Source organism: Micromonospora auratinigra, assembly GCF_900089595.1.
GTDB lineage: Bacteria > Actinomycetota > Actinomycetes > Mycobacteriales > Micromonosporaceae > Micromonospora > Micromonospora auratinigra.
On sequence record NZ_LT594323.1, the window covers coordinates 5,731,974 to 5,757,737 of the forward strand.

At 72.0% G+C, this 25,764-nt stretch carries 22 protein-coding genes; 17 read left to right on the forward strand and 5 right to left on the reverse strand.

From position 1 onward, the window contains the following. Nucleotides 1-2: 2 nt before the first annotated feature. Nucleotides 3-1,256: a sulfate adenylyltransferase subunit 1 gene (locus GA0070611_RS26165; protein WP_197676042.1), complete on the forward strand. Its 1,254-nt coding sequence runs from the start codon at nt 3-5 to the stop codon at nt 1,254-1,256. A gap of 103 nt (nt 1,257-1,359) precedes the next feature. On the opposite strand, the gene galK is transcribed toward GA0070611_RS26165, so the two are convergent. Together galK and galE are read right to left on the reverse strand one after the other, a co-directional pair. Further along, nucleotides 1,360-2,526: a galactokinase gene (gene galK / locus GA0070611_RS26170; protein ID WP_091669860.1), complete on the reverse strand. Its 1,167-nt coding sequence runs from the start codon at nt 2,524-2,526 to the stop codon at nt 1,360-1,362. Between the two features lie 232 nt (nt 2,527-2,758). Next, a complete protein-coding gene (gene galE / locus GA0070611_RS26175; RefSeq protein ID WP_091669863.1) occupies nt 2,759-3,742 on the reverse strand; it encodes a UDP-glucose 4-epimerase GalE in 984 nt (327 codons plus the stop codon). Nucleotides 3,743-3,917: 175 nt separating this feature from the next. On the opposite strand from galE, the gene GA0070611_RS26180 reads away from it, so the two are divergent. The 6 genes from GA0070611_RS26180 (at nt 3,918) to GA0070611_RS26205 (ending at nt 8,581) form a co-directional block, all read left to right on the forward strand. Further along, the gene (locus GA0070611_RS26180) at nt 3,918-4,946 is read left to right on the forward strand and encodes a hemolysin family protein (RefSeq protein ID WP_091669867.1); all 1,029 of its coding nucleotides are present in this window, start codon (nt 3,918-3,920) and stop codon (nt 4,944-4,946) included. A 33-nt stretch (nt 4,947-4,979) separates the two neighbouring features. Continuing rightward, nucleotides 4,980-6,005: a tryptophan--tRNA ligase gene (gene trpS, locus GA0070611_RS26185; protein ID WP_091669871.1), complete on the forward strand. Its 1,026-nt coding sequence runs from the start codon at nt 4,980-4,982 to the stop codon at nt 6,003-6,005. 59 nt (nt 6,006-6,064) lie between these two features. After that, on the forward strand, nt 6,065-6,610 hold the full coding sequence (locus GA0070611_RS26190) for a 2'-5' RNA ligase family protein (RefSeq protein WP_231921231.1): 546 nt from the start codon (nt 6,065-6,067) through the stop codon (nt 6,608-6,610). A gap of 57 nt (nt 6,611-6,667) precedes the next feature. Next, nucleotides 6,668-7,603 carry a YihY/virulence factor BrkB family protein gene (locus GA0070611_RS26195; protein ID WP_091673469.1) on the forward strand — a complete coding sequence of 312 codons (936 nt, stop codon included), beginning with the start codon at nt 6,668-6,670 and terminating at the stop codon, nt 7,601-7,603. Then, nucleotides 7,600-7,968, forward strand: coding sequence for a GntR family transcriptional regulator (locus GA0070611_RS26200; RefSeq protein WP_091669881.1), 369 nt, complete (start codon nt 7,600-7,602; stop codon nt 7,966-7,968). The genes GA0070611_RS26195 and GA0070611_RS26200 overlap by 4 nt, the downstream gene beginning before the upstream one ends. A 169-nt stretch (nt 7,969-8,137) precedes the next feature. Further along, nucleotides 8,138-8,581 (forward strand): hypothetical protein, encoded by a 444-nt coding sequence (locus tag GA0070611_RS26205; RefSeq protein ID WP_091669885.1) that lies wholly within the window; start codon nt 8,138-8,140, stop codon nt 8,579-8,581. A 147-nt stretch (nt 8,582-8,728) separates the two neighbouring features. Here the strand turns inward: GA0070611_RS26205 and GA0070611_RS26210 are convergent, their stop codons facing one another. Further along, nucleotides 8,729-10,363, reverse strand: coding sequence for a glycoside hydrolase family 13 protein (locus GA0070611_RS26210; protein ID WP_091669889.1), 1,635 nt, complete (start codon nt 10,361-10,363; stop codon nt 8,729-8,731). 417 nt (nt 10,364-10,780) lie between these two features. Continuing rightward, complete coding sequence (locus tag GA0070611_RS26215; RefSeq protein WP_091669894.1) at nt 10,781-11,866, reverse strand: LacI family DNA-binding transcriptional regulator; 1,086 nt, start codon at nt 11,864-11,866, stop codon at nt 10,781-10,783. 198 nt (nt 11,867-12,064) lie between these two features. Here GA0070611_RS26215 and GA0070611_RS26220 point away from each other — a divergent pair, with 198 nt between their 5' ends. The 4 genes from GA0070611_RS26220 (at nt 12,065) to GA0070611_RS26235 (ending at nt 17,802) form a co-directional block, all read left to right on the forward strand. Beyond that, nucleotides 12,065-13,318 carry a sugar ABC transporter substrate-binding protein gene (locus GA0070611_RS26220; protein WP_091669897.1) on the forward strand — a complete coding sequence of 418 codons (1,254 nt, stop codon included), beginning with the start codon at nt 12,065-12,067 and terminating at the stop codon, nt 13,316-13,318. Then, a complete protein-coding gene (locus GA0070611_RS26225) occupies nt 13,318-14,958 on the forward strand; it encodes an ABC transporter permease subunit (RefSeq protein ID WP_091669901.1) in 1,641 nt (546 codons plus the stop codon). Before GA0070611_RS26220 ends, GA0070611_RS26225 begins: the two co-directional genes overlap by 1 nt. Further along, nucleotides 14,955-15,854: a sugar ABC transporter permease gene (locus GA0070611_RS26230; RefSeq protein ID WP_091669905.1), complete on the forward strand. Its 900-nt coding sequence runs from the start codon at nt 14,955-14,957 to the stop codon at nt 15,852-15,854. Before GA0070611_RS26225 ends, GA0070611_RS26230 begins: the two co-directional genes overlap by 4 nt. A gap of 136 nt (nt 15,855-15,990) precedes the next feature. Next, nucleotides 15,991-17,802 carry a glycoside hydrolase family 13 protein gene (locus GA0070611_RS26235; RefSeq protein ID WP_091669909.1) on the forward strand — a complete coding sequence of 604 codons (1,812 nt, stop codon included), beginning with the start codon at nt 15,991-15,993 and terminating at the stop codon, nt 17,800-17,802. A gap of 52 nt (nt 17,803-17,854) precedes the next feature. Here GA0070611_RS26235 and GA0070611_RS26240 read toward each other — a convergent pair whose 3' ends face one another. Continuing rightward, nucleotides 17,855-18,457 carry a TetR/AcrR family transcriptional regulator gene (locus GA0070611_RS26240; RefSeq protein ID WP_197675802.1) on the reverse strand — a complete coding sequence of 201 codons (603 nt, stop codon included), beginning with the start codon at nt 18,455-18,457 and terminating at the stop codon, nt 17,855-17,857. 98 nt (nt 18,458-18,555) lie between these two features. Here GA0070611_RS26240 and GA0070611_RS26245 point away from each other — a divergent pair, with 98 nt between their 5' ends. The 6 genes from GA0070611_RS26245 (at nt 18,556) to GA0070611_RS26270 (ending at nt 25,721) form a co-directional block, all read left to right on the forward strand. After that, entirely contained in the window at nt 18,556-19,554 is a 999-nt protein-coding gene (locus GA0070611_RS26245; protein WP_091669918.1) for a hypothetical protein, read from the forward strand. A gap of 57 nt (nt 19,555-19,611) precedes the next feature. Continuing rightward, on the forward strand, nt 19,612-19,953 hold the full coding sequence (locus GA0070611_RS26250) for a hypothetical protein (RefSeq protein WP_091669921.1): 342 nt from the start codon (nt 19,612-19,614) through the stop codon (nt 19,951-19,953). Between the two features lie 277 nt (nt 19,954-20,230). Further along, nucleotides 20,231-21,301: a BMP family lipoprotein gene (locus tag GA0070611_RS26255; protein ID WP_091669924.1), complete on the forward strand. Its 1,071-nt coding sequence runs from the start codon at nt 20,231-20,233 to the stop codon at nt 21,299-21,301. 267 nt (nt 21,302-21,568) lie between these two features. Beyond that, nucleotides 21,569-23,080, forward strand: a complete 1,512-nt coding sequence (locus GA0070611_RS26260; protein ID WP_331715363.1) for an ABC transporter ATP-binding protein — start codon at nt 21,569-21,571, stop codon at nt 23,078-23,080. Further along, the gene (locus tag GA0070611_RS26265; RefSeq protein ID WP_091669930.1) at nt 23,077-24,438 is read left to right on the forward strand and encodes an ABC transporter permease; all 1,362 of its coding nucleotides are present in this window, start codon (nt 23,077-23,079) and stop codon (nt 24,436-24,438) included. The genes GA0070611_RS26260 and GA0070611_RS26265 overlap by 4 nt, the downstream gene beginning before the upstream one ends. Before the next feature lie 2 nt (nt 24,439-24,440). Beyond that, nucleotides 24,441-25,721, forward strand: coding sequence for an ABC transporter permease (locus tag GA0070611_RS26270; RefSeq protein ID WP_091669934.1), 1,281 nt, complete (start codon nt 24,441-24,443; stop codon nt 25,719-25,721). Nucleotides 25,722-25,764: the final 43 nt, after the last annotated feature.

Below are 25,764 nucleotides of genomic sequence, written 5' to 3' on the forward strand. Positions count from 1 at the left end.
AGATGGACCTGCTGCGGTTCGCCACCGCGGGCAGCGTCGACGACGGCAAGTCGACCCTGATCGGCCGGCTGCTGTACGACACGAAGTCCCTCTTCACCGACCAGCTCGCCGCGGTCGAGGCGGTCAGCGCGGCCCGGGGCGACGAGTACACCAACCTGGCGCTGCTCACCGACGGCCTGCGCGCCGAGCGGGAGCAGGGCATCACCATCGACGTGGCGTACCGCTACTTCGCCACGCCGCGGCGCAAGTTCATCATCGCCGACACCCCGGGGCACATCCAGTACACCCGGAACATGGTCACCGGCGCCTCCACCGCCGACCTGGCGCTGATCCTGGTGGACGCCCGCAAGGGGCTGGTGGAGCAGTCCCGCCGGCACGCCTTCCTCTGCTCGCTGCTGCGGGTGCCGCACCTGGTCCTCTGCGTCAACAAGATGGACCTGGTGGACTGGTCGGAGGAGGTGTTCGAGCGGATCGCCGACGAGTTCACCGCGTTCGCCGCGAAGCTCGACGTGCCGGACCTGACCGTGGTGCCGATCTCCGCGCTCAAGGGCGACAACATCGTCTCCCGCTCGGAGAACATGCCCTGGTACGAGGGCCCGTCGCTGCTGCACCACCTGGAGCGGGTGCACATCGCCTCGGACCGCAACCTGGTCGACGTCCGGTTCCCGGTGCAGTACGTGATCCGGCCGCAGTCCACCACCGTCACCGACTACCGGGGGTACGCCGGTCAGGTCGCCTCGGGCGTGCTCAAGCCCGGCGACGAGGTGATGGTGCTGCCGTCCGGGTTCACCAGCCGGATCGCCTCGGTGGAGACCGCCGACGGCCCGGTGGCCGAGGCGTTCCCGCCGATGTCGGTGACCGTCCGGTTGACCGACGAGATCGACATCTCCCGGGGCGACCTGATCTGCCGGCCGAACAACGCCCCGGCCGTCGCGCAGGACATCGAGGCGATGGTCTGCTGGATGGACGAGACCCGCCCGTTGCAGGTCGGCGGCAAGTACGCGATCAAGCACACCACCCGCTCGGCGCGGGCGATCGTGCGTGGCCTGCACTACCGGCTGGACATCAACACCCTGCACCGCGACGAGGCGCCCGGCGAGCTGAAGCTCAACGAGATCGGCCGGGTCCGGCTGCGTACCACCGTCCCGCTGCTGGCGGACGAGTACCGCCGCAACCGCACCACCGGCGGCTTCGTCATCATCGACGAGACCACCAACCGCACCGTCGGCGCCGGCATGATCGTCGAGGCCGGCTGACCCACCCCCCAAGGCCGCTAATTCACGGAAAGAGTGGTTATTCCGGCCGGGATAACCACTCTTTCCGTGAAAGTGCGGGCACAGCGGCGCGGGCAACAGCGCGTCAGTCGAGGCGGGTGGCGCCGGGGGACGGGAGGACCGTGAGCGTGCCGGGGGCGGCGAAGCCGCGCTCGGCGTACCCGGCCCGGACCGCGTCGGCCACCGCGTCGGCCCGGTCGGCGTCGACCAGGGCGAGGACGCAGCCGCCGAAGCCGCCGCCGGTCATCCGGGCCCCGTACGCCCCGGCGGCCAGGGCCGCCTCGACCGCGGTGTCGATCTCCGGCACGGTGATCTCGAAGTCGTCCCGCATCGAGGCGTGCGAGGCGGTCAGCAGCGGGCCGATGTCGCGGATCCGGCCGCTGCGCAGCAGGGCGACGGTGTCGAGCACCCGCTGGTCCTCGGTGACCACGTGCCGGACCCGCCGGCGGGTCTCGTCGTCGTCGAGGCGGTCCAGCGCGCCGGGCAGGGCGGCGACGGGCACGTCGCGCAGGGCGGGCACCCCGAGAGCCCGGGCCGCCGCCTCGCAGGAGGCGCGGCGGGCGGCGTACTCGCCGTCGGCGTGCCGGTGCGGCGCGCGGCTGTCCACCACCAGCACCGCCAGCCCGGCCGCGTCGAGGTCGAACGGGATCTGCTCGACCTCCTCGCTGCGGCAGTCCAGGAAGAGCGCGTGCCCGGCCCGGCCCCGGATCACGGCCGACTGGTCCATGATCCCGGTGGGCGCGCCCACGTAGGCGTTCTCGGCCCGCTGGGCCAACCGGGGCCGGCGCTCGGCGGGCACGTCCAGCCCGCCCAGATCGGCCAGGGCGGCCAGCACGGCGGCCTCGATCGCGGCCGACGAGGAGAGCCCGGAGCCGACCGGCACGTCGGAGGCGATGGCCAGCCGCGCGCCGGGCACGGTGTGCCCGGCGTCGCGCAGCGCCCAGACCACCCCGGCCACGTAGGCGGCCCAGCCGGTGACCCCGCCCGGCTCGTCGACCTCGTCCGGCCCGAACTCGACCGGCTGGTCGTCCAGCTCGGACCAGACCGTCCAGCGCGCGTCGTCGCACCGGTCCGCGGCGACCACGGTACGCAGCGGCAGCGCGAACGGGAGCACGAAACCGTCGTTGTAGTCGGTGTGCTCGCCGATCAGGTTGACCCGCCCGGGAGCCGCCCAGCGGCCCGCCGGCTCCCCGCCGTACCGCTGCCGGAAGCCGGCGGTGGCGCGGGCCGCGACGTCACCGGCGGTGTTCACTGGGCCGCTCCTGTTCGCGACTGCGGGGCTCGCAGGCCCGGCTCACTCCTCGCGCTCACCGGGCCGCTCCTGTTCGCGACTGCGGGGCTCGCAGGCCCGGCTCACTCCTCGCGCTCACCGGGCCGCTCCTGTTCGCGACTGCGGGGCTCGCAGGCCCGGCTCACTCCTCGCGCTCACCGGGCCGCTCCTGTTCGCGACTGCGGGGCTCGCAGGCCCGGCTCACTCCTCGCGCTCACCGGGCACCCAGGACGTGTTCGCGGTAGAACGCCCAGGCGTCGCCGACCATGTCCTGCAGGGTCGGCTTCTCCGGCACCCAGCCCAGTTCCTCGCGGGCCAGCGTGGAGGAGGCGACCAACTCGGCCGGGTCGCCCTCGCGACGGGCGGCCACCTCGACCGGCACCGGGTGGCCGGTGACCTCGCGGACCACCTCGATCACCTGCCGGTTGGTGAAGCCGTTGCCGTTGCCCAGGTTGTAGATGCGGTGCCGGCCGGGGGTGGCGGCGTCGAGGGCGAGCAGGTGGGCCCGGGCCAGGTCGGCGACGTGGATGTAGTCGCGGACGCAGGTGCCGTCGACAGTCGGGTAGTCGTCGCCGAAGAGTTGCAGCTTCTCGCGCCGGCCGGCGACCACGTCGAGGGCGAGCGGGATGAGGTGCGTCTCCGGGTCGTGCCGCTCGCCGATGGCCCGCCCGTCGTGCAGGTACGCCCCGGCCACGTTGAAGTAGCGCAGCGAGACGGCGGCCAGGTCGTGCGCGATCGCCTCGGAGGTGAGCGCCATGTCCACGGCCAGCTTCGTCGCCCCGTATGTGTTGGTGGGGGCCTTGACGGCGGTCTCCGGGATGGGCAGCTCGGTGGGGTTGCCGTAGACGGCGGCGGTGGAGGAGAAGACCAGCCGGGGCACCCGGGCGGCGCGGACCGCGTCGATCAGCGCGAGCGAGCCGACGGTGTTGGTCTGCCAGTAGAGCTCGGGCTTGACCATCGACTCGCCGGCGGCGATCAGCGCGGCGAAGTGCAGCACCCCGTCGAAGCCGGCGTCGGGGGTGAGCACCCGGGCGGCCTCGTGGACCGGCAGGTCGACGTGGGTCGCCTCGGGGGCGAGGGCCGCGCGGTGGCCGGTGCGCAGGTCGTCCAGGACGGTCACGTCGTGGCCGTGGTCCAGCAGCATCCGGGTCACCACGCTGCCGATGTAGCCGGCGCCGCCGGTGACGAGCAGTTTCACGTCGGGTTCCTCCCTGCCTGGCCGGACCCGGTGCCGGCCCCTCTTGATCACCCTAGGGCCGCCGGCTGTGCCCGCGCTGTCCGTGACCCTCTGCTATTCCACCACGATTACCCACGATTGAACAGATCCGAACATTGGCCGAGCCGGGCGGCGGCGCCTGTCTACCATCCTTGTCATGCGGGAGGCAGGTGGTCCCGGGCCCCGGCGACGACCGCCGGGGCGGCCACGACGCGAGCCGGGGCCGATGGCCCGCACCGTCGCCCGCCTGGTGGTCCGCGCCGCCGACGGGGCCACCCGGCTCGTCACCGACCTGCTCGGGGCCAGCCCGGCGGCCGGCCGGGAACGGATCAGCGAGGCCGAACTGCGCGACCTGGTCGCCGCCAACACCGTGCTCGACCCCGACGAACGCCGGATCATCGACGAGGTGCTGGTGGCCGGCGCGCGGCTGGTCCGCGAGGTGATGGTGCCGCGTACCGAGGTGGTGTTCCTGCCGGCCGGGATCCGGCTGGGCGAGGCGGAGCGCCTGGTCCGCGCCGAGCCGCACACCCGCTACCCGGTGGTCGACGGCACCCACGACGACGTGGTCGGCGTGGTGCACCTGCGCGACGTGCTGCTGCGCCCGGAGGCCGACCGGCCGGCCACCGTCGGGGAGCTGACCCGCGAGGTGAAGCAGCTGCCCGGCAGCAAGCGGGTGCTCGCGGCGCTCACCGAGATGCGCCGGGAGGGCCACCACCTGGCCGTGGTGGTCGACGAGTACGGCGGCACCGCCGGCATCGTCACCTGCGAGGACCTGGTCGAGGAACTGGTCGGGGAGATCCACGACGAGTACGACGACCCCCCGGCCGACCCGGCCCACACCGGCCTGCCCGCCGTCGTCGACGGCCGGCTCAACCTGGCCGACTTCGCCGAGCGCACCGGCGTGCCGCTGCCCGCCGGCCCGTACGAGACGGTCGGTGGGTTCGTGATGGCCGCCCTGGGCCGGCTCCCGGTCGCCGGCGACGAGATCCCGGTCGCGTCGGACGGGGACGGCCCCGGCGAACCCGACCCGGACGACCCGCCGGGCGGCTGGCTGCTGCGGGTGCTCGACCTCGACGGGCGACGGGTGTCCCGCCTGGTGGTCTCCGCCGCCCGACTGCCCGAGCAGCGACGCGAGGTCACCGCCCCGGTCGCGGCCGCCGAGAGCCGACCCGCCGGCCCGTCATGACGTACGCCGGGTGTTGCTGACAGAATTGCCGCCATGTCCGACGTACCCGCCCGCCCGCGCGTCTTCTCCGGCATCCAGCCGACGGCCGACTCGTTCCACCTCGGCAACTATCTGGGCGCGCTGCGGCACTGGGTGGCCCTGCAGGACAGCCACGACGCGTTCTACTGCGTGGTGGACCTGCACGCGATCACCGCCGGGCACGAGCCGAAGGTGCTCAAGCAGCGCAGCCGGGTGGCCGCCGCGCAGCTCTTCGCGCTCGGCCTCGACCCGGAGCGCAGCACCCTGTTCGTCCAGTCGCAGGTGCCCGAGCACCCGCAGCTGGCCTGGGTGCTCGGCTGCATCACCGGCTTCGGCGAGGCCAGCCGGATGACCCAGTTCAAGGACAAGTCGCAGAAGCAGGGCAGCGACCGGGCCAGCGTCGGCCTCTTCACGTACCCGATCCTGCAGGCCGCCGACATCCTGCTGTACCAGGCGAACGCCGTGCCGGTGGGCGAGGACCAGCGCCAGCACCTGGAGCTCTCCCGCGACCTGGCGCAGCGGTTCAACTCGCTGTTCGGCCCGACCTTCACGGTGCCCGCGCCGCACATCGTCAAGGACACCGCGAAGATCACCGACCTGCAGGACCCGACGGCCAAGATGTCGAAGTCGTCCTCCTCGCCGGCCGGCATCATCGACCTGCTGGAGGAGCCGGCCCGCTCGGCCAAGAAGATCCGCTCCGCGGTCACCGACACCGGCCGCGAGATCGTCTTCGACGCCGAGGGCAAGCCCGGCATCAGCAACCTGCTCACCATCTACTCGGCGCTCTCCGGCCGGGGCATCGACGAGCTGGTCGCCGCGTACGACGGCAAGGGCTACGGCGACCTGAAGAAGGACCTGGCCGAGGTGGTCCGGGACTTCGTCACGCCGATCCAGGAGCGCACCCGCGGCTACCTGGACGACCCGGCCCAGCTCGACAAGCTGCTCGCGCACGGCGCGGAGAAGGCCCGCGCGGTGGCCTCGGCGACGCTGAGGACGGCGTACGAGCGGGTCGGCTTCTTCCCGCCGGTCCGGGCCGAGTAGCGGCCCCGGCGCGACGGGACGGGTGGACACAGGCGGTGGCCGGAGGGGTGGCGCGGAGCGTGGATCGCAGGGACGGAGCGTCGGAGGCCGGCGACACCCTCCAGATCGGGATCGCGGTGGACATCCCCGAGCCGTGGGGCGGGATGCTCACCCGCCGCCGGGTCGAGGCCGGTGACCCGCAGGCGGTCCCGGCCCACGTCACCCTGCTCGGGCCCACCGAGATCCCGGTGGACGCGCTGCCCGCCGTCGAGGAGCACCTGGCCCGGGTGGCCGCCACCCACCTGCCGTTCACCCTGCACCTGCGGGGCACCGGCACGTTCCGGCCGGTCACCCAGGTGGTCTTCGTGGCGGTGGCGGCCGGGATCAGCGAGTGCGAACTGCTCGCCGCCGCCATCAACTCCGCCCCGGAGCTGCACCGGGAGGCCCGCTTCCCCTACCACCCGCACGTCACGGTCGCCCAGGACGTGCCCGCCGAGGTGCTCGACAAGGCGTACGAGGACCTGGCCGACTTCTCCGCGCTCTTCGAGGTGGAGGCGTTCACCCTCTTCTCGCACAGCGGGCAGACCCGCTGGCAGCCCCGGCGCGACTTCCGGCTCGGCGGTTGAACCGGGCACCCGCCCGGGCCGCCTCCACCGCGGCGGACGATCGGCGAGGATGACGTGGTGAACGTGTTCGGCCGGATCGAGGCCGCCGCCAACCGCCGGATCGACGGGGCGCGGGACCGGCTGCCGGCCTTCGACCACCTCTGGCGGGCCGGCACCCTCTACGCCGACCTGCTCGCCGGCCGGCTCGCGGCGGCCATCGCCTACTACGGCTTCTTCGCGGTCTTCGCGCTCGCCCTGGTCGCGTACTGGGTCTTCGGCTCGATCCTGCAGGACAACGACGAGGTCAGCGACGCGGCGGCGCGCTTCCTGCGGGCCAACCTGCCCTTCCTCGACCCGCAGCAGATCGCCCAGAGCAGCAACACCGTCGGGGTGGTCGGCCTGATCATCCTGGTCTTCACCGGGATCGGCTGGGTGGAGGCGATCCGCTCCTCGCAGCGGCTGCTGTACGGGCTCAACCAGCAGCCCGGCAACCTGGTCATCCGCCGGCTGGTCGACCTGGGCGTGCTGGTGGCGGTCTTCGTGCTGCTCGGCGTCTCGGTGGTCGCCGTGGACGCGCTGGAGTCGCTGCTGCGGTTCCTGCTGCGCAGCACCGGGTCGGTGGGCCTGACCACGATCAGCGCGGTGCTCAGCGTCCTGGTCAACGCCGTGCTGGCGGTGGCGCTGCTGGTCGCGGTGCCCCGGCTGCGGATGAGCCGGCGGCGGCTGCGCCCGGTGGTGCTGGTGGTGGCGGTCGGGATCACCCTGCTGAACACCGTGGGGCGCTACTACGTGGTCCGCACCGAGCGGAACCCGGCCTATACGGTGGTGGCCGGCGCGGTCGGGCTGCTGCTCTACCTCTACCTGCTCAACCAGCTGGTGCTCTTCGGCGCGGCCCTGGCCGCCACCAGTCCCTACGGCCGGGTGGTGGACCTGGCCGAGGGGCGGGCGGCCCGCGAGGTGGACGTCGAGGTGGACGAGGAGACCGATCCGGGTACGCCGGGAGGAGCGGGATGACCACACGGATCCGCATCGACCAGGACTCGGCGGTGCCCCCGTACGAGCAGGTGCGCGGGCAGCTCGCCGGCATGATCTCCGACGGCCGGCTGGCGGTGGGGACCCGGCTGCCCGCGGTCCGGCAGCTCGCCACCGACCTGGGGCTGGCGGTGAACACGGTGGCCCGGGCGTACCGGGAGCTGGAGGGGGCGGGTCTCGTGCAGACCCGGGGCCGGCACGGCACCGTGGTGGCCCCCGGCCGGGACGACGCCACCGACCGCCTGCACCGGGCCGCCGCCGGGTACGCCGCCGAGGCGCACCGCCTGGGCGTACCTCCGGACCGCGCCCTCGCCCTGGTCCGCGCCGCCCTCGCCGCTGCCCCCTGACCCCCGCCTCCCGCCTCCCACCTTCGCGCCTCTTTCACGGAAAGAGTGGTTATCCGACGACCCGGGGCCACTCTTTCCGTGAAGGAGTGGCCGATCTTGGTGGCGGGGGAGCGGGGGAGTTGAGGTGAATGGGGCGCGCGTCCGGGCGGGGAGCGGCCATGATGAGGCCGTGGGCGCACTCGTGACACTGGACCTGCCGGACGACTCGCCGATGCTCGGCCTGCCGTGGATCATCACCTTCGCGCCGCTCGGGGACTCGGACGAGTGGGAGCCGGTGGTCTGCGGGCCGTACGAGCGGCCGCACGCGCTCGCCCTCGCCGAGGCGGTGGTGGCCGAGGAGCAGCTGATGGCGGTGGTCGAGCCGTTGGTGCCGGCGCTCACCCCGGAGGAGATCCGCAGCGAGATCGCCGCCGCGCAGCTCGCCGCCGAGGACGAGGCGGCCCGGACCGACGAGGCGGATCTCTACGGCGACTTCGAGGACATGATCGACGAGGAGCTGGAGCTGGCGGCGGAGCGGGAGCCGGTGCCCGAGCCGCTGCCCGCGCCGAGCAAGGAGGAGGTCCGGGCCGGCCTGGCCCGGATCGCGAAGCTGCTCACCGCCAAGGGCGCCTGAGGGCGGTCCCCGATGGACACCGGCCCCCCGGGAGCGGACTCCCGAGGGGCCGGGGCCACCTCACCCCCCACCACAAGGGGTCGGCAGCCCAGTCGCCCGTCGGCGCGGAGCACAACGGACGACCAGGTCGATGGCGGGTTACCCGGCTCAGCGCCGTTCGAACCACGCAGCTGCGTCCACCGGCAGGACGTGCCCGTCGCCCTGCTCGGTGAGGTCGGCGCTGGCGACGACCGGGCGGCCGTAGCCGGTGATCGTGGTCGCCGCGCCGCTGAGGTTGACCACGCAGGTCAGCTCGACGTCCCCGGCGGAGCGCCGGAACGCCAGCACGCCGGGCTCGGTCTCCAGCCAGGTGATCGCACCGGTGCCGGCGAGCGCCGGGTGCTCGTGGCGGATCCGCAGCGCCGCGCGGTAGAGCTCCAGCGTCGAACCCGGCACGCCGGCCTGGGCGGCCACCGAGAGGGCCCGCCAGGTCGCCGGGGCCGGCAGCCAGCTCAGCTCGCTGCTCTCCGGGCCGAAGCCGTACGGGGCCAGCTCGCCGCTCCACGGGATCGGCACCCGGCAGCCGTCACGGCTCTCGCCGGTGCGCAGGAACGCCGGGTCCTGGCGCAGCTCGTCGGGGAGGTCCAGCACCTCCGGCAGGCCCAGCTCCTCGCCCTGGTAGACGTACGCGCAGCCGGGCAGGGAGAGCATCAGCAGGGCGGCGGCCCGGGCCCGGCGCAGGCCTACCTCACCGTCGCCGTACCGGGTGACGTGCCGCTGCCGGTCGTGGTTGGAGAGCACCCAGGTGGTCGGCGCGCCGACGATGGTCGACTCGGCCAGCGCGGTGTCGATCACCTTGCGGAACGAGTCGGCCGACCAGGTGGCGTCGAGGAAGTCGAAGCTGAACGCCTGGTGCAGCTCGTCCGGGCCGATGTAGCGGGCCAGCCGCTGCGGGGTCTCCGCCCAGGCCTCGGCCACCGCCATACGGCCGCCCGGGTAGCTGTCCAGGATCGGCCGCCAGGTGCGGTAGATGTCGTGCACCTCGTCCTGGTCGAAGTACGGCAGCCGACCCTTGCCGAGCAGCTCGGACTGGCGCTGGCCGGTGGTCATCGAGTTGAAGCCGACGTCCGGCAGCCCCTCGGCCTTGATCATCCCGTGCGCCACGTCGATCCGGAAGCCGTCCACGCCCCGGTCCAGCCAGAACCGCAGCACGTCCTCGAACTCGGCGCGCACCTCGGGGTGCCGCCAGTTCAGGTCGGGCTGGGCCGGGTCGAACAGGTGCAGGTACCACTGCCCGTCGGCGACCCGGGTCCAGGCGGGGCCGCCGAAGATGCTCTCCCAGTCGTTCGGCGGCAGCTCGCCCTCGGTGCCCTTGCCGTCGGCGAAGAGGTAGCGCTCGCGCTCGGCGGAGCCGGGGCCGGCGGCCAGGGCCGCCTTGAACCAGGGGTGCGCGCTGGAGGTGTGGTTGGGCACCAGGTCGACGATGATCCGCAGGCCGAGCGTGTGCGCGTCGGTGATCATCGCGTCGAAGTCGGTGAGGTTGCCGAAGAGCGGGTCCACGTCCCGGTAGTCGGCCACGTCGTAGCCCGCGTCGATCTGCGGGGAGGTGTAGAAGGGGGTCAGCCAGAGCGCGTCGACGCCCAGCTCGCGCAGGTACGGCAGGCGCTGGCGGATGCCCTCCAGGTCGCCGACGCCGTCACCGTTGGAGTCGGCGAAGCTGCGCACGTACACCTGGTAGACGACCGCGGAGCGCCACCAGTCGTCGTCGGAGGTCAGCGGCGTGGGGTTGCTGGCGGCGGTCATCGGTGACGATCCCCGTTCTCGGGCTAGGGACGGCGGCACCCCGCGCGAGGGACGGACGCCGGGTGTCTGAGCAGAATGCCGCCCCAGCGCTGCAAGAGTCAAGCATTCCTTGCGCAAGAAATGACAGCCATCACGCCCGGCCAGGGCGGGTTCCCGCTCCGACCCGTCCCAGAAGCCGGGACATGGCCCGGATCCAGCCATGACTGCGGACCGGTGGCCAGCCCACTCCGGGCCGTCGGTGACCGCAGCCGCCGAGAGGTCGACGCAACCGTTGCCGGCGCGCCCGACAGGGGGCGCCGGATCGAGCGGGTGCCAGGGCCGGGCGGTACGGGTGGCGGGCCGGCCCGGCCGGCCGGGAGGGCCCGACCCGGGAGGGTCGGACCCCGCGGACCCGGAGCCGGAGGCCGGGCGCGGGGGTCAGGCCGGAACGGCGAGCGAGGAGGGGGCCGGGCGCTGCCGCTTCGGGCCGGTGCCCGGGGTCGCCCCGGCCTGGCGGACCACGGCGGTGGAGCCGCGGACCACCAGCTCCGGCCGGAACAGGTACTCGGAGTGCGGCGCGGCGTGCCCGTTGATCTCGTCGACCAGGGCCCGGACCGCGGCCACCGCCATGGCGGTGACCGGCTGCCGCATGGTGGTCAGCGGCGGGTCGGTGAAGGCCATCAGCGGGGAGTCGTCGTACCCGACCACGGAGATGTCGGCAGGGACGGAGAGGCCGCGCTGGCGGGCGGCCCGGATCGCGCCGAGCGCCATCAGGTCGGAGCCGCAGACGATGCCGGTGACCCCGCGTTCGATCAGCCGGCCGGCGGCGGCCTCGCCGCCCTCGACGCCGAAGAGCGAGAGCTCGGCCAGGTCGGCGACCTCGGTCTCGGTGGTGCCGACGAGGCGGGTCATCGCGGTCTTGAAACCGCCCACCCGGCGCTGCACCGGGACGAACCGGTCCGGGCCGGTGATCAGGCCGATCCGCCGGTGGCCGAGCGCGACCAGGTGCGCCACGGCCAGCTCGGTGGCCTCGCCGTCGTCGCAGGACACGAAGGGCGCCGCGATGCCCGGGGCGTACCCGTTGATCATGACGATCGGCAGCGGACGGGCGATCAGCGCGCGGTACCGGTCGTGGTTGGCGGCGGTGTCGGCGTGCAGGCCGGAGACGAAGACGATGCCCGACACCTGCCGGTCCAGCAGCATCTCGACGTACTCGTCCTCGGTGACCCCGCCGGGAGTCTGGGTGCAGAGCACGGGGGTGAACCCGCTCTGTGCCAGCGTCGACTCGATGACCTGGGCGAAGGCCGGGAAGATCGGGTTCTCCAGCTCCGGGACGACCAGCCCGACCAGACCCGCGCTGCGCTTGCGCAGCCGGGCGGGGCGCTCGTAACCGAGCACATCGAGGGCGGTCAGGACGGCCTGCCGGGTCTCGGGGGCCACTCCGGGGCGGTCGTTGAGCACCCGCGACACCGTGGCCTCGCTGACTTCGGCCTGTTGGGCGATGTCGGACAGTCGAGCGCGCATGGCGGCACTTTAGCTCAACGGCAAAGTCTTGCGTACACTTCTGCAAGCCCTTCCATTCTCTGCAACCTCTTGCTAACGTCCCCGCAACACGCGAGAGCAGCGGCGCAGCACCCCAGCGCCGGTCAGCAAGAACTTTCAGAGGTTTCCACTGGCGGGCCGCCCTTCCCCCGGCGGGCCGCCATGACGACAGGAGTACCGATGCGCATCCGTACCGCGGGTGTGGTCGCTGTCCTCGGCCTGGCGCTCGCCGCCTCCGGCTGTGGCAACAGCGGCAGCGACAAGCCGGCCGCCAAGGAGTCCGCCACCAAGGCGACCGGCGGCAAGCTGGTCATCTGGGCCGACGACAAGCGGACCGCCGCCCTGAAGCCCTTCGCCGAGGAGTTCGGCAAGGAGAACGGTGTGACCGTCGAGGTCCAGGCCGTCTCCAAGGACCTGCAGACCAACTTCGTCACCGCCTCCCAGCAGGGCAGCGGCCCGGACGTCGTGGTCGGCGCGCACGACTGGATCGGCAACCTGGTGCAGAACGGCGCCATCGACCCGGTGCAGCTCGCCGCCGAGCAGAAGAGCGCGTTCAACGAGACCGCGATCAAGGCCGTCACCTTCAACGGCCAGCTCTACGGCGTTCCCTACGCGACCGAGAACGTCGCGCTGATCCGGAACACCGAGCTGGCCCCCGAGGCGCCGAAGACGATCGAGGAGCTGGTCACCACCGGCAAGAAGCTCAAGGCCGAGAAGAAGGCCAGTGAGATCCTCTGCCTGCAGTCCGGCCAGAACGGCGACGCGTACCACATCTACCCGCTGTACACCTCGGCCGGCGGCTACCTCTTCGGCACCGCCGCCAACGGCGACTACGACCCGAAGGACCTGGGCGTGGGCAAGCCGGAGTCGATCGCGGCCTTCCAGAAGATCGCGAAGCTGGGTGAGAAGGGCGACGGTGCGCTGAAGCGCTCCATCACCGGCGAGAACTCCATCGCCACCTTCACCGGCAAGAAGTGCGCCTACCTGGTCTCCGGCCCGTGGGCCATCGCGGACGCCAAGAAGGCCAACATCAAGTACGACATCTCCCCGGTCCCCGGCTTCGCCGGTGGCAAGGAGGCCCAGCCGTTCGTGGGCGTCCAGGCGTTCTACGTCGCCGCCAAGGGCAAGAACAAGGCCCTGGCCCAGGAGTTCGTCACCAACTACGTGACCAAGCCCGAGCTGGCCGTCGCGCTGTACAAGGCCGAGCCGCGCCCGCCGGCGCTGACCGCCGCCTTCGACCAGGTCAAGGGCAGCGACCCGGACCTGGCCAAGTTCCAGGAGGCCGGTAAGAACGGCCAGGTGCTCCCGGCGATCCCGGCCATGGCCGCGATCTGGGACCCGTTCGGCAAGGCCGAGGCCGCCATCATCGGTGGCGCCGACCCGGCCAAGACGGTCACCGCCGCCGGCAAGACCATCCAGGGTCAGATCAAGTAATGAGCACGTCGCTGTCCGGCCCGGGGTCTGCCACGCAGACCCCGGGCCGGGAGCCCGTTCGCAGCGGGCTCCCGCGCAAGTCCCGTACCGCGCGGAACCACGCGCCGATCACCGCGACCGGCCTCGTCGTCAAGGTGGTCCTGCTCGGCCTGGTGGCCGGGATCGCGATCTGGGCGGCCTTCCCGCTCATCGAGGCCGAACACTGGATCGGACTGGGCGTCCTGGTGGTCACCACCGCGGCGCTGTTCTACCTCTACCTCGGTCGGCGGCACATTCCGGCCAAGTACCTGGTACCCGGCACGCTCTTCCTGATCGCCTTCCAGGTCCTTCCGGTGCTCTACACCGCGAGCACCGCCTTCACGAACTTCGGCGACGGCCACCGCGGCAGCAAGGACGACGCGATCGTCGCCATCCAGACCTCCTCGGTGAAGCAGGTTCCCGGCTCCGCCGAGTACGGGCTCTCCATCGCCACCAAGGGCGACCCGGCCACCGGCCCGCTGGTCTTCCTGCTGAGCGACCCGAAGACCAAGGAGGTCTACGCCGGTGACGCGGGCGGCCTGCGCAAGCTCGACGCGGGCGAGGCCACGGTCAGCCTGACCGGCAAGATCACCGAGGCCAAGGGCTACACGGTGCTCAACTTCGGCCAGGCCAGCGGCCGCAGCAAGGAGATCACCGACCTGGTGGTGCCGACGGCCGGGGGCGCGATCCGCTCCAACGGCCTGTCCCGCGCCTACGAGGGCAAGGCGTCCCGGGCGTACGACGCCGGCTGCGACTGCATCAAGGACAACGAGAGCGGCAAGACCTGGACCGCCGACGAGAAGAGCGGCTCCTTCGTCGCCGCCGACGGCGACCGGCTCACCCAGGGCTGGAAGGTCAACGTCGGGCTGGAGAACTTCAGCCGGGTGCTCACCGACCCGAACATCTCCGGGCCGTTCTTCGGCACGCTGGCCTGGAACTTCGCCTTCGCGCTGGGCTCCACCGGCTTCACCTTCCTGCTCGGCATGGCCATCGCGCTCGCCCTGCACTCGCCCCGGATGAGGGGCACCAACTTCTACCGGGTGCTGCTCATCCTCCCGTACGCCATGCCGTCGTTCGCGATGCTGCTGGTCTGGCGGGACATGTTCAACACCGACTTCGGCCTGATCAACAACCTCTTCGGGGTGGGCGTCGACTGGTTCGGTGGCGCCTGGTCGTCCCGGATCGCGGTGCTGCTGGTGCAGCTCTGGCTGGGCTACCCGTACATGTTCCTGGTGGCCACCGGCGCGCTCCAGGCCATCCCGCGGGAGCTGACCGAGGCCACCTCGGTCGACGGCGCGACGCCGTTCCAGTCGTTCAAGGCGGTCACCCTGCCGTTGCTGCTGGTGGCGATCTCGCCGCTGCTGATCGCGTCGTTCGCGTACAACTTCAACAACGTCAACGCGATCCTGTTCACCACCGAGGGTGGGCCGTTCGCGCCGGACAACCCGCGCAACGGCGCCACCGACCTGCTGATCACCTACACCTACCGGCTCGCCTTCGGCGCCCAGGGTGCCGAGTTCGGGCTGGCCGCGACGGTCTCGATCTTCATCTTCGCGATCGTGGCCACGGTGTCGGCGATCAGCTTCTCCCGGACCCGCAAGCAGGAGGAGGTGTACTCGTGACCACCTACGCGGACGCCCCGGTCGCCAACCGCAACGCGACCGGGAAGTCGAAGAACCGCTGGTTCGCCCAGGTGGGCTGGCGGCACCTCGTCGGGGTGCTGGCGGTCGCGTTCAGCCTCTTCCCGATCCTGTTCGTGATCTCCGCGGCGCTCAACCCGCTCGGCACGCTCTCCTCCACCGAGCTGCTGCCGACCGGGGCGTCGTTCGAGAACTTCACGAACCTGTTCCAGAAGACGGCGTTCGGGCACTGGTTCCTCAACTCGCTGCTCCTGGCGGGCGTGGCCAGCTTCGCGTCGATCTTCCTGTCCTCGCTGGCGGCGTACGCGTTCTCCCGGATGCGGTTCGCCGGACGCCGGGTCGGCCTGCTCACGCTGCTGCTGATCCAGATGTTCCCGCAGTTCCTGGCCATCGTGGCGATCTTCCTGATCTTCACGACGATCACGGACCTGTACCCGTCGATCGGCTTCAACACCCCGTGGGGCCTGTTCCTGCTCTACATGGGTGGCGCGCTGGGCGCGAACACCTGGCTGATGAAGGGCTTCTTCGACACCCTGCCGAAGGAGCTGGACGAGTCCGCGACGATGGACGGCGCCTCGCACGTCCAGGTCTTCTTCCGGATCATGCTGCCGCTGGTGGCGCCGATCCTGGCGGTGACCGGGCTGCTCGCCTTCATCGGCTCGATCAACGAGTTCATCATCGCCAACGTGTTCCTCACCGAGCCGAACTCGAAGACCCTCGCGGTCGGCATGTTCGGCCTGGTGGCCGGCGAACGCAACAACAACTTCGGGATGTTCGCGGCGGGCACCCTGCTCACCGCCATCCCCACGGTGCTGGTGTTCCAGATCCTCCAGCGCTACATCGTCTCCGGCCTGACCGCCGGAGCCGTCAAGGGATAAGTACCAGGCACGCTGCGGCAAGGGCGTCGGTCGACGTACACCGGAGCAGTTCAGGGCGGACCGCCGCGGTCGGGCAACCGGCCGCGGCGGACGGCCCCGCCCTCTCCCTCGTCCGAACGACGCGAAAGGCAGCACCATGTCCCTGCAGCCGCACCATGACGGATCCGCCACCTACGTACCGGAGCAGGAGCCCGCGCTCGGGCAGACCGTCCCGGTCTTCGTCCGGGTGCCGGCGGGCACCGACGTGCGCCAGGTGCACGTGCGGACCACCGGCGACGGCGAGCCGCACTTCGCCGAGGCCGTCGTCGACCGCACCGAGGGCGACGACGTGTGGTGGCGGGCCGACGTCGAGGTCCGCAACCCGGTCAGCAACTACCGGTTCCTGCTCGACGGGGCGAAGAGCTACCGCTGGCTCAACGCCGCCGGCGTGGTCGACCACGACGTGCCGGACAACGGCGACTTCAAGCTGGTCAGCCACGCCCCGCCACCGGCCTGGGCCCGCGACGCGGTGATCTACCAGATCTTCCCGGACCGGTTCGCCCGCTCCGCCGCCGCCGACGGCCGGACCGCGCCGGACTGGGCGATCCCCTGCGACTGGGACACCCCGGTGATCGGGCGCGGCCCGGAGACGCCGTACCAGTTCTACGGCGGTGACCTGGACGGGATCACCGAGCGCCTGGACCACCTGGACCGGCTCGGGGTGAACACCGTCTACCTCACCCCGATCTTCCCGGCCCGCTCCAACCACCGCTACGACGCGGCCAGCTTCGACACGGTCGACCCGCTGCTCGGCGGGGACGCGGCGCTGGCCCGGCTCGCCGAGGCGGTGCACGCCCGGGGCTGGCGGCTGCTCGGCGACATCACCAGCAACCACACCGGCGACGCCCACCACTGGTTCACCGCCGCGGTCTCCGACGTACGCGCCGCCGAGCGGGAGCTGTACTACTTCGACCTGCCGGGCGGGGACTACGAGTCCTGGAACGGCGTGAAGTCGCTGCCGAAGCTCAACTGGGGCAGCGCCGAGCTGCGCCGCCGCTTCGCCACCGACGGGGACTCGCTGCTGCGCCGCTGGCTGCGGGAGCCGTACGGGCTGGACGGCTGGCGGGTCGACGTGGCGAACATGACCGGCCGGCGGGGCGCCGACGCGTACACCCACGAGGTGGCGCGGCTGCTGCGCGAGGTGGTGGCGGACACCCGCGCCGACGGGTTGCTGCTCGCCGAGCACGGCCACGACCACACCGGTGACCTCGACCGGGACGGCTGGCACGGGACGATGAACTACGTCGGCTTCACCGACCCGGTCTGGTCCTGGCTGCGGCACGGCGACGGTCCGGTGCCGAACTTCCTCGGCACCCCCGGTGGGGCCCGGCGGCGGGACGCCGGCGCGGTGCTGGCCACCATGAACACCTACCGGTCACTGATCTCCTGGCGCTCGTACGTGCACTCGTGGCAGCTGCTCGGCTCGCACGACTCGGCCCGGATCCGGACCGTGGTCGGTGACGCCGCCCGGCAGGAGGTGGCCGCCGGGCTGCTCGCCACCATGCCGGGTACCCCGGTGATCTTCGCCGGCGACGAGCTGGGGCTGACCGGCACCAACGGGGAGGGCTCCCGTACGCCGATGCCGTGGCACCGACCGGAGAGCTGGGACCGGCGGACGTTCGACGCGTACCGGTCGCTGCTGGCGCTGCGGCGCGGCGAGCCGGCGCTGCGCCACGGCGGCCTGCGCTGGGTGCACGCGGACGCGGACACCCTGGTCTTCCTGCGCGAGGCGCCCACCGGCACGGTGCTGGTGCTGGCCCGCCGCGCCCCCGGCGCCCCGGTCACCCTGACCGGCCTGCCGGCCGCCGAGAACATCTACGGCGACGCCCCCGCCCTGCGCCCGGATGCCGACGCCACCGTCACCCTCCCCGCCGACGGCCCCACCTTCCAGGTCTGGCGCCTCGCCTGACGTGCAAGGAAGGGCCCCTTCTTGACGCCTGCTGCGGGTGGAGGGGCCCTTCCTAACGCGCCGTCGGGTGGGGGAGGAGGGTGCGGACGCCGGCCAGGTAGACCTCGCGGGTCGGGTGGCCGGTGAGGATGCGCTGCATGAAGTAGCCGGGGATCAGGGCGAACAGGGCGGCGCCGGTCGCCTCCGGGTCGGCGTCGGCGGACAGCTCACCCGCGTCGCGGGCCCGCCGGGCGAGCAGCACGAAGTGCTGGCGCAGCCGGCTGTACGTCGCGGCGACGAACTCGGCCAGCGCCGGGTCGCGCTGCGCCTCGCTCCACACCTGGATGGCCAGCGGCAGCAGCCCGTCGGGGCCGGACTGGCCGTCGACGAAGGTCAGCGCCCGGTCGAGCGCCTCGACCAGGGGCAGCGGCGGCTCGGCCGCCGCGATGTCGGCGAAGACCTGGTCGGCCCCGCCCACCACCGACTGGGCGATCGACGTGATCAGGTCGTTCTTGCTCGGGAAGTAGCGGTAGACCGCGCCCACCGACAGGCCCGCCTCGGTGATCACGTCCTGCATCGAGGTGTTGTGGAAGCCGTCGCGCACGAAGCAGCGCCGGGCCGCGTCGAGGATCTGCTGGCGGCGGGCGGCGAGGTGGGCCTCGGATACGCGTGGCACGACCCACATCATAAATCGAACGTTCGTTCTTGACCGGAGGGCCGCTGGAGGCGCACTCTCGTCTTTAAGAGAACGAGCGTTCGTTTTAGGAGGCGGAGATGTCGTCCCGGATCCGGTCCCCCTGGCTGCTCGCCGGCCTGCTGGCCGTGCTGGCGGTGCTGGTCCAGGCCCTGCTGGTGCCCCTGTTCGCCGCGCCCGCGACGCACCTCGCGCCCCGGGACCTGCCGATCGCGGTCGCCGGTCCGGCGCCGGTGACCGGTGAACTCGCCGGCCGGCTCGCCGCCGCCCGCCCGGGGGCGTTCGCGGTCACCACCCTCCCCGACGGTCCGGCGGCCGACCGGGCGCTGCGCGACCGCGAGGTGTACGCCGCCCTCGTCGCCGGCCCGGACGGGATCGCCCTGCACACCGCCCCCGCCGCCAGTCCGACGGTGGCCGCCCTGCTCACCGAGGCCGCCGGCCAGCTCTCCGCCGGCCGGCCGGTGCGCGTGGTGCCGGTGGTCCCCGCCGCCCCCGACGACCCGCGCGGTGCCGGATTCGCCGCCGGGTTCCTGCCGCTGGCCCTGACCAGCATGCTGGCCGGCGCGCTGATCGGCCTGCTGGTCGCCGGCCGGCTCGCCCGGCTGGTCGGGCTGCTCGGGTACGGCGTGCTCGCCGGCCTGGCCGGTGCGGCGGTGCTGCACGGCTGGCTCGGCGTGCTCGACGGTGACGTCCTGCTGGAGGCCGGCGCGGTCGGGCTCTTCGCGCTGGCCGCGGCGAGCACGGTGGCCGGCCTCGCGTCGCTGCTCGGTACGCCCGGCGTCGGGATCGGCGCGCTGCTGGTCTTCCTGGTCGGCAATCCGCTCTCCGCGGTCTCCGCCGCGCCGGAGCTGCTGCCCCGGCCGTGGGGCACGGTGGGGCAGTTCCTCCCGGTCGGGGCGGGTGGCACGTTGCTGCGCTCGGCGGCGTTCTTCGACGGGGCCGGCGGCGCCCGGGCGCTGGCGGTGCTGGTCGGCTACGCGCTGGTGGGCCTGCTCCTGGTGCTGCTCGGACGGGCCCGGAAGGGGACCCCGGCCGGGCCGGTGGCGGACCGCCCGGAGCCGGTTCCGGCGTCGGTCTGATCTCGTTCGGGCGGGCCGTCTACTACAAACCGTCGTTGATGGGGGAGGATGGCCCGCATGGAAGCTCTTCGGCTGGTACTTCTCTACGTCCACCTGATCGGGTTCGCGCTGCTGCTCGGTGGCGCGATCGCCCAGTACGTCAGCGGTCGGCTGCGGATCAACGCGGCCATGCTCTGGGGTTCGGTCATCCAGTTGCTGACCGGTCTCGGTCTCTCGGCACCGCTGCGCGACGGCCACGAGCCCGCGCCCGCGAAACTTGTTACCAAGTTGGTGCTCGCGCTGCTGATCTTCGTCATGGTCTTCTTCTCCCGTAAGCGGGAGTCCGTGGCCCGGGGCCACTTCCTCGCCATCATCGGGTTGACCCTGGTCACCGCGGCGGTGGCGGTCTTCTGGCGGTAGTCCGCGAACTGCGGGAACGCCAGCGGAAACGGACGTTCGCGACACCTCTCCGGAAGGCCCTCCGGCACGGAAAGTGATCTGCCCCACGCAAGGGTTACGTAGGGGTAACGGACGCTCAACAGTCGTGCACGATTGTCGGCCGGTGGGTGGGCGCGGGCGTACGCTCCCGTCCGTAACGTGGGACGCCGGCGGCACACCGCAGGCCGGCGCAAGGGCATGCGTACCGCGCACGACGCGGGCGCAATGGGAAGGAGACGTCTTGCGCTCTGTGCGTGGGATGCGGATCGCCTCCGCCGTCGTGGCGGGTGGCCTCGTGCTGGGTGCCGCCGCCTGTGGCGAGGCCCCCAAGGACGACAACAACGCCGGCGGTAGCGGCGACAAGAAGTTCAGCGCCTGCATGGTGACCGACGTCGGTGGCATCGACGACAAGTCCTTCAACACCTCGGCCTGGAAGGGCCTGCAGGAGGCGAAGAAGGCCAACGACAAGATCGACATCAAGAACGTCCAGTCGAAGGCCGAGGCCGACTACGAGGTCAACCTCACCGGCTTCGTGAACCAGAAGTGCGACTTCATCCTGGCCGTCGGTGGCCTGATGTCGGACGCCACCAAGAAGGCCGCCGCCGCGAACCCGAAGCAGCAGTTCGCGATCGTCGACGCCAACCCGGGTGTGGACAACATCTACCCGATGCAGTTCGACACCGCGCAGGCCGCCTTCCAGGCCGGTTACCTGGCCGCCGGGATGAGCAAGAGCGGCAAGGTCGGCACCTACGGTGGCCTGCCGATCCCGCCGGTGACCATCTTCATGGACGGCTTCGCCGACGGCGTGGCGTACTACAACAAGGCCAAGGGCAAGAACGTCCAGGTCCTCGGTTGGGACAAGGCGACCCAGAAGGGTTCCTTCACCAACGACTTCGTCAAGCAGGACGAGGGCAAGAAGGTCTCCGACGCGCTGGTCGCCCAGGGCGCGGACATCATCATGCCGGTCGCCGGCGGCGCCGGCCTCGGCACCACCTCCGCGGCCAAGGCCTCGGGCGGCAAGTACTCGGTCGTCTGGGTGGACGTCGACGGCTGCGAGAGCACCCCGGACTGCGCCGCGATCATGACCACGGTCGTGAAGAACATCCCGGACGCCGTCAAGGAGGCCGTGCTGAAGGCCGCCGGTGGCGAGCAGCTCCAGGCCAAGCCCGGCTTCGTCGGCACCCTGGCCAACAACGGCGTCTCCATCGCCCCGTACCACGACTTCGACAGCAAGGTCCCGGCGGACCTGAAGGCCGAGGTCGACAAGATCAAGGCGGACATCGCCGCCGGCACCATCACGGTCACCTCGAAGGCCCAGCCGACCAAGTGACCGCTCCGCCGGCCGCCGCGATGGGATCATCGACGGGGGCCGGCGGGCACCAGGCACCACGATCCGGCCGCCTCGGCGTACGCGGGGAAGACCTCGCGCAGCCGGGGCGGCCGGTTCCGGCTTCATCCCCCACTGACCCCCACCCGGCGCGGTGGCGGCGCGGCAGGTCGCTACGCTGCACCATCGCTCGCACTCCAGGAGGTTGCGCTGAGACTCGAACTGCGCGGCATCACCAAGCGGTTCGGTGATCTGGTCGCCAACGACCACATCGACCTGACGGTGGAGCCTGGAGAGATCCACGCCCTGCTCGGCGAGAACGGCGCCGGCAAGTCGACCCTGATGAACGTGCTCTACGGGCTCTACCAGCCCGACGAGGGCGAGATCCTGGTCGACGGCCAGCCGTTGAAGCTGAAGGGCCCGTCGGACGCGATCGCCGCCGGGATCGGCATGGTGCACCAGCACTTCATGCTGGTGCCGGTCTTCACCGTGGCCGAGAACGTCATGCTCGGCGCCGAGCACGTCAAGGGAGGCATCACCGGCTTCCTGGACCGCCGGCGCGCCCGGCGCGAGGTCGCCGAGGTCTCCGAGCGGTACAACCTGCGGGTCGACCCGGACGCGGTGATCGAGGACCTGCCGGTCGGCATCCAGCAGCGGGTGGAGATCGTCAAGGCCCTCACCCGCGACGTCGACCTGCTGATCCTCGACGAGCCGACGGCCGTGCTGACCCCGCAGGAGACCGAGGAACTGCTCACCGTCATGCGGTCGCTCAAGGCCGCCGGCAAGTCGATCGTCTTCATCACCCACAAGCTGGGTGAGGTGAAGGCGATCGCCGACCGGATCACCGTGATCCGGCGCGGGCGGACCGTCGGCACCGCCTCGCCGAGCGCGAGCCGCGACGAGCTGGCCGCGCTGATGGTCGGGCGCAGCGTCCGGCTGACCGTGGACAAGCAGCCGGCCACCCCCGGCAAGCCGATCCTGGAGGTCGCCGGCCTGGTCGTCGACGACGACCGGCAGGTACGCGCGGTCGACGGCGTCGACCTGACCGTGCGCGCGGGCGAGGTGCTCGGCGTCGCGGGCGTGCAGGGCAACGGGCAGACCGAGCTGATCGAGGCGATCATGGGGCTGCGCCCGGCGCTGGCCGGCACGATCAGCCTGGACGGCGAGGCCGTGCACGGCTGGCCGACCAAGAAGGTGCTCCGCGCCGGCGTCGGCTACGTGCCGGAGGACCGCAGCGTCGACGGCCTGGTCAAGGAGTTCTCCGTCGCGGAGAACCTGGTGCTGGACATCTACGACCGGCCGCCGTTCGGCAAGGGCCTGTCGCTGAAGCCGGACGCCATCGGGAGGTCCGCGAAGGAGCGGGTCGAGCAGTTCGACATCCGTACCTCCTCGCCGGACACCGCGGTGGGCACCCTCTCCGGGGGCAACCAGCAGAAGGTCATCGTGGCGCGGGAGCTGTCCCGCCCGCTGAAGCTCTTCATCGCCGCCCAGCCCACCCGGGGCGTGGACGTCGGCTCGATCGAGTTCATCCACAGCCGGGTCATCCGCGAGCGGGACATCGGCACCGCCGTCATGGTCGTCTCCAGCGAGCTGGACGAGGTCATCGGCCTGGCCGACCGGATCGCGGTGATGTACCGCGGCCGGATCATCGGCATCGTCGGCCCGGACACCCCGCGCGAGGAGATCGGCCTGCTGATGGCCGGTATCACCCCGGACAGCGCGACCACGACCGCCGACGGCGCGACCGCCACCCAGGCCCCTGTCGAAGAGGACGAGGCATGACGAACCCGAACCCGGTCTCGGGCTCCCCGGACAAGGAGCCGGCGACCGAGGCGCAGGAGGCGCGCAGCGAGGCCCGGGCGACCCCGGCCGCGCCCGCCGCCGACACCGAGCGCGCGGTGCCCGCCACCGCCGGAAAGCGGCCCACCCCCGCCGAGGAGCCCCGCCCCTCGCTGGGCAAGCTCTTCCTGGACAACCTCTGGGCGGCCAACACGGTCACCGTCACCGTGCTCGCGGTGCTGCTGGCGATGCTGGTCGGCGCGGTGCTGATCATCGTCTCCGACCCGGAGGTGCTGGCCACCTACAGCTACATCACCGCCCGGCCGGCGGACGCGCTCAACGCGAGCTGGACGGTGGTCAGCGAGGCGTACGCGAACCTGTTCAAGGGTGCGATCTTCGACCCGGACGCGGTCGGGTTCACCGCCGCGATGGGCCCGATCTCGGAGACGCTCACCTACACCGCGCCGCTGGTCTTCACCGGCCTGTCGGTGGCGCTGGCGTTCCGCGGCGGCCTGTTCAACATCGGCGCCCAGGGCCAGGCCACCATCGGTGTCATCCTCGCCGCCGTCGCCGGCTTCGCGCTGCCGCTGCCGCCCGGGGTGCACCTGCTCGTCGCGCTGATCGCCGGTGCCGCCGGTGGCGCGCTCTGGGGCTTCGTGCCCGGCATCCTGAAGGCCCGCACCGGCGCGCACGAGGTGATCAACACGATCATGCTCAACTACGTCGCGGTCTACTTCCTGTCCTGGATCATCGTGCAGGCCGGGGTGCAGAACCCGAACCGGTCCGACGCGATCAGCAAGCCGGTCGACTCGTCCGCCCAGCTGCCCCGGCTGCTCGGCGACAACCTGCGGGTGCACGCCGGCATCCTGCTCGCCGTGCTGGCCACCTGGTTCATCGCCTGGCTGCTGAACCGCTCGACGCTCGGCTTCGAGCTGCGCGCGGTCGGCGCCAACCCGGACGCCGCCCGGACCGCCGGCATCAGCGTCACCAAGACGTACGTGCTGGTGATGGTGATCGCCGGCCTGCTGGCCGGGCTCGGCGGGTCGAACATGGTGCTCGGCTCGACCGCGAACGCGCTGACCCCGCTGGTGATCGCCCAGATCGGCTTCGACGGCATCCTGGTCGCCCTGCTCGGGCGGGTGAAGCCGTGGGGCGTACTGCTGGCGGCGCTGCTCTTCGGCGCGCTCCAGGCCGGCGGCAACCGGATGCAGTCGTACTCCGGGATCTCGCTGGAGCTGGTGACCGTGCTCCAGGCGCTCATCGTCATCTTCATCGCCGCGCCGGCCCTGGTGAAGGCGATCTTCCAGCTCCGGGCGGCCCGCGCGGCCCGGTTGCAGACGAGCCTCGCGAAGGGCTGGTGAGCATGTCCACCACCGCTGTCCCCGAGGTCGCCGTGACCGCGGTCGACGAGGGTTTCTGGACGCGGGCCCGCAAGAGCGGGGCCGTGCTGCTGGCGCTGGGCGTGCTCGCGGCGGTCCTGTTCGGCGCGCTCGCCACCGACCAGCAGGCCCGCTTCACGCTCAGCGAGACCGAGGGCGGGGCCGCCCTGGAGATCAACGGCACGGTCGGCGCGATCCTGTTCGGGATCATCGCGGCGGCGGCCGGCGCGGCCCTGCTCGCCGGGGTGCCGAAGCGCTGGTTCACGCTGGTGCTCGGTGTCGGGCTGGTCGGTTTCGTGCTCAGTTTCCTCTGCTGGCAGGTCTCCGCCGCCCCCGAGGGTCGCAACTTCATGCCGCTGGTCAACGTCGTGCGGGGCACCTTCGTGCTGGCCCTGCCGCTGATCTTCGGCGCGCTGGCCGGTGTGCTCTGCGAGCGCTCCGGCGTGGTGAACGTGGCGATCGAGGGGCAGCTGCTGATGGGCGCCTTCTCCGGCGCGCTCTTCGGCAGCATCTCCGGCAGCGTCTGGGTCGGCCTGGTGGCGGCCGCGATCGGCGGCGCGTTCATCTCGCTGCTGCTGGCCGTCTTCGCCATCCGCTACCTGGTCGACCAGGTGGTCATGGGCATCGTGCTCAACCTGCTGGCGGTCGGCATCACCGGCTTCCTCTACGAGCGGCTGATGCAGACCGACGCGCAGAAGTACAACAGCGCGCCCCGGTTCAGCAACTGGGAGATCCCGCTGCTCAAGGACATCCCGCTGATCGGTCCGGCGCTGTTCCGGGGCAACATCTTCCTCTACCTGGGCCTGCTGCTGGTGCTGGTGATCCACATCGCGCTGTTCCGGACCCGGTGGGGGCTGCGGACCCGCTCGGTGGGTGAGCACCCGACCGCCGCCGACACCCTCGGCGTGAAGGTGCTGCGGCTGCGCTACCGCAACGTCATCATGGCCGGCCTGGTGGCCGGGGTCGGCGGTGCCTCGTACACGCTGGCGCTCTACTCGTTCACCAAGAACATGATCGGCGGCAAGGGCTTCATCGCGCTGGCCGCGCTGATCTTCGGCCGGTGGAGCCCGACCGGCGCGCTGCTGGCCGCGCTCTTCTTCGGCTTCGCCGACCAGCTCGCCACCTACCTGGGGGCGATCGGCAGCAGCATCCCCAGCCAGTTCCTGGCGATGCTGCCCTACCTGGCGACGATGCTGGCGGTGGCCGGGCTGGTCGGCAAGGTCCGGGCGCCGGCCGCCGACGGCAAGCCGTACATCAAGGGCTGACCGCCCGCGACGCAGCGTGCCCGGCGGGGGAGACCCGCCGGGC